The organism is Acinetobacter sp. UBA3132, assembly GCF_002364825.1.
Classification (GTDB): Bacteria; Pseudomonadota; Gammaproteobacteria; order Pseudomonadales; family Moraxellaceae; genus Acinetobacter; species Acinetobacter schindleri.
In genome coordinates, this window is the sequence record NZ_DEZM01000148.1 from 633 (window position 1) to 3785 (window position 3153).

Sequence of the window (3153 nt, forward strand, 5' to 3'; positions counted from 1 at the left end):
CTCGTCGGTCAGTGTGTAAATGATTGTTGACTTTCCACCAGCCATATATAGCCCCTTGCGTTTGATAGAGTTTTGAGGATCAAGCTTTTGACTCAGACCCTGTGAACCGATATGTTTGCATTAAACCTTGAGAGTATCGTATCTCCTTGCTTTACAGTCAACGAAATATCATTTCAAGTTGTGATTTTGCTGAAAAATTATACAATTTGTTGCAATTTTCTATTGATTATAATCCAATCAATTTCCTTATCTTTCATATACAAAAAATCTATTATTCTTATTCTGCCTATTTTTAAAGAATATTTAGCAGTTTTTCTAATATATAGTTTTTTTTAGAGCTGATAAGTTCTAATGAATCCTTAGGTTTACTCAGGTTATTCACCGTATAGAAAATAGCTTTTTTATAAATACCTTTACTTTAAAAAGCCAAATAGACTATTCACCATCATCATTTTTAGCCCTATTTCAGGGCAATCAAAGTTTTTAACTATTAAAAGAGACAAAAAAACGATGAACAGATTTGTTCAGTGTTGGACTTAATGACAGACTACTTGAAACATCTTGGTCAATTTAAACAAAATCTGAATATGGTAGTGAAAATGATGATTTTACTGTTTTTAATTTTATTCTGATTATAGTGTTTTAGATGAATAAATCGGCAAATTTAAGCTAAAAAATATACTTTTTTATTTATCAGTAATCTACTCCAGGATTGTAATTTTGAGATGTTCATAAGGGGTGTTGCTCTACTTTTAACACAATAAATTATTGTAGATATTTGTTATAAAAAAGCCTTCAGCTATAAAACTGAAGGCGGAAAGAAGTCACGTAAAAGAAAGTCATTTAGATAGCAAATTAAAGTAATTCAATTAAAGTTAATATAGTTAGCTATCAGTACACATCCTAGCGATCATGTTCTGATGGACGTGGTTTGATTCAATATTAAAGAGCAACAGGCCTTGTTGTTTATTGCTCTTTTCTAGATTTATGAATCAGTATTAATGCTTAGGCTATTTTCCAATCTTGTCTTTTATTTAATGCCCTTTATAGCGTCCCGGTCGATGATTAATCGCCAGAAAACTTCCCATGATCACTGCTGCCAGAATTGACCAAAGCACTTTATCAAATGGCACAATCCAGAGTGCAAGTAGCACCACAATACAGTCAATTACCATCTGTACATTGCCTGCTTTCATACCCCACTTTTCCTGTGCATATAGGGAAATGATGGTTGCACCACCAAGACTGGATTTATGTCGGGCCAAGAACAGCACACCGGTTCCCATCAGAAAGCCACCTGCAATCGCGGCAAAAGCTGGATGCAAATAATCAATATGCAAATACCGAGGTGCAATAAAGGTAATCAGTGAGAGTAAAGCGACAGAAATAAAAGTCTTAAGCGTAAATTCCCTGCCAATATATTTCCAGGCGAACCAGTAAAAAGGGATATTGATCACAAAATAGATTAGACTGAAAGACCAGCCTGTGGCGTAATGCAGCACAAAGGCAAGCCCTGCGGTACTGCCGGTCAATAAGCCCGCCTGAGCAAACATGGTCATACAGATACTGACAAACAGAGAGCCTGAAAATAAGGCCTGTAGGTCTTCAAACGCAGTATGTTTTCTGGTCTCCTGCGGTGCAGGATGACGCGTCGGGTAAATCACCCGAGGATTAGATTGAATTGCCATATACGCTAACCTTTAAAACTCTTTTCCGCTTGTGGCGAAGCTGAGGGTTTAATTTAGGCTCTGCACTTCTGGCACAGAACCTGACGGTATGTTGTTATTGCAATTTGCTTGCCAGCAACAGGCACCAAAACTGATTTTTATATAAAATTTATCATTCTCTATGTCATAAGATATTTGGTACTAGACTTAGATTAATACATTGATCTGTCCAGGAGAAAAAGAAATTGTGAACTAATGCTTCTAAACAAGCATTAACATTTATAAAGCACTTATTAGGATTATTAGCGAGTCATTAAAATCACTTACATCGGCAACAATTTTTTAAATCAGCCGAGCTATAAATACAACAGACTTGGGAGGTTCGGTTTTTATAATAGAAAGAACATCCAATAACGTGATTCATGAAGAAGTAGGTAAACTCTTATGGCAAATCCAGATGAAAACAAAGAACTTGAGGAAGCATTGAACGAAGAATTTCCTGAGGAGGAATTAGACCCGCAAGAAAAGCAGGATCGGGAAATTCAACGTGGTCAATTAGGTGTGGATAAAGATCCCGAAGTTAAACGCGACCAGATCCGTCAAAGACATGAGGATGAAGAAGATGAGAATCCCTAGCCAATCATCTTTATGGTATTACAGGCCTTTAGCATTATATTTGGCTTGAACTACCCTACCCCCTGAAAAATCCTGAAAATACATGGGCTGTCCCTCTGCTTTTGATACTTTTTGAAAAACTCATCCTATTATAGAACATGAGCGACATGATCAAAATCAGAATAGTCATGTTCTTATAATGATGAGTAAATGATTCATTCCTTCGGTTGCTTCTCAACCCTTTGCGCTCTGGTATCACTTTGAATCAGGCCATCGACCAGATTGATGGTACGATCACAGGTGGCTGATAAACGTGGATCATGGGTGACTAAAAGTACGGCACAATCCCGTTCCTGATGCACCTTACGAAATAGCGCAAACATTTCTTCCGCAGTTTGCGTATCCAGATTTCCGGTGGGTTCATCCGCCAGTAATAAAGCTGGATTAGTAATTAATGCACGAGCAATCGCAACACGCTGTTGCTGTCCACCAGACAGCTCATTCGGTTTACGATCAGCAAACTTTTCCAGTCCAACTGCTGCCAGTAATTCACGTGCCCGATCAATTGACTGCTGATCGGGTCTCCCGTGAGTCAACATTAATGGCATTAAAATATTATTGAGGGCAGTAAATGCCTGAATCAGATGGTCAAACTGGAAAACAAAGCCAATACTGTTGCCTCGTAGTGCAGTCCGTTCTGTATCTGTCATTTTACTGGTCGGCTGGCCCAGCAGATATAATTCACCACTGCTCGGCTGATCCAGCAAGCCCAGAATATTCAATAAGGTACTTTTTCCGGAACCTGAAGGACCAATCAGCGCAGCAAAATCCTGACGTTCAATACACAGGTCCATGCCGTGCAAAACTTCCA

General features: G+C 38.3%; 3 protein-coding genes. 1 reads left to right on the plus strand and 2 read right to left on the minus strand.

The annotated features are described in order from the left end of the window. Nucleotides 1-1034: 1034 nt before the first annotated feature. Nucleotides 1035-1688: a YitT family protein gene (locus tag B4033_RS08275; protein WP_071320500.1), complete on the minus strand. Its 654-nt coding sequence runs from the start codon at nucleotides 1686-1688 to the stop codon at nucleotides 1035-1037. A gap of 423 nt (nucleotides 1689-2111) precedes the next feature. Between B4033_RS08275 and B4033_RS08280 the strand changes: the two genes are divergently transcribed. Beyond that, the gene (locus tag B4033_RS08280; protein ID WP_286833126.1) at nucleotides 2112-2303 is read left to right on the plus strand and encodes a hypothetical protein; all 192 of its coding nucleotides are present in this window, start codon (nucleotides 2112-2114) and stop codon (nucleotides 2301-2303) included. Nucleotides 2304-2497: 194 nt separating this feature from the next. Here the strand turns inward: B4033_RS08280 and B4033_RS08285 are convergent. Further along, nucleotides 2498-3153, minus strand: a 656-nt coding sequence (locus tag B4033_RS08285) for an ABC transporter ATP-binding protein (protein WP_286833127.1), incomplete at its 5' end; no start/stop codon positions are given.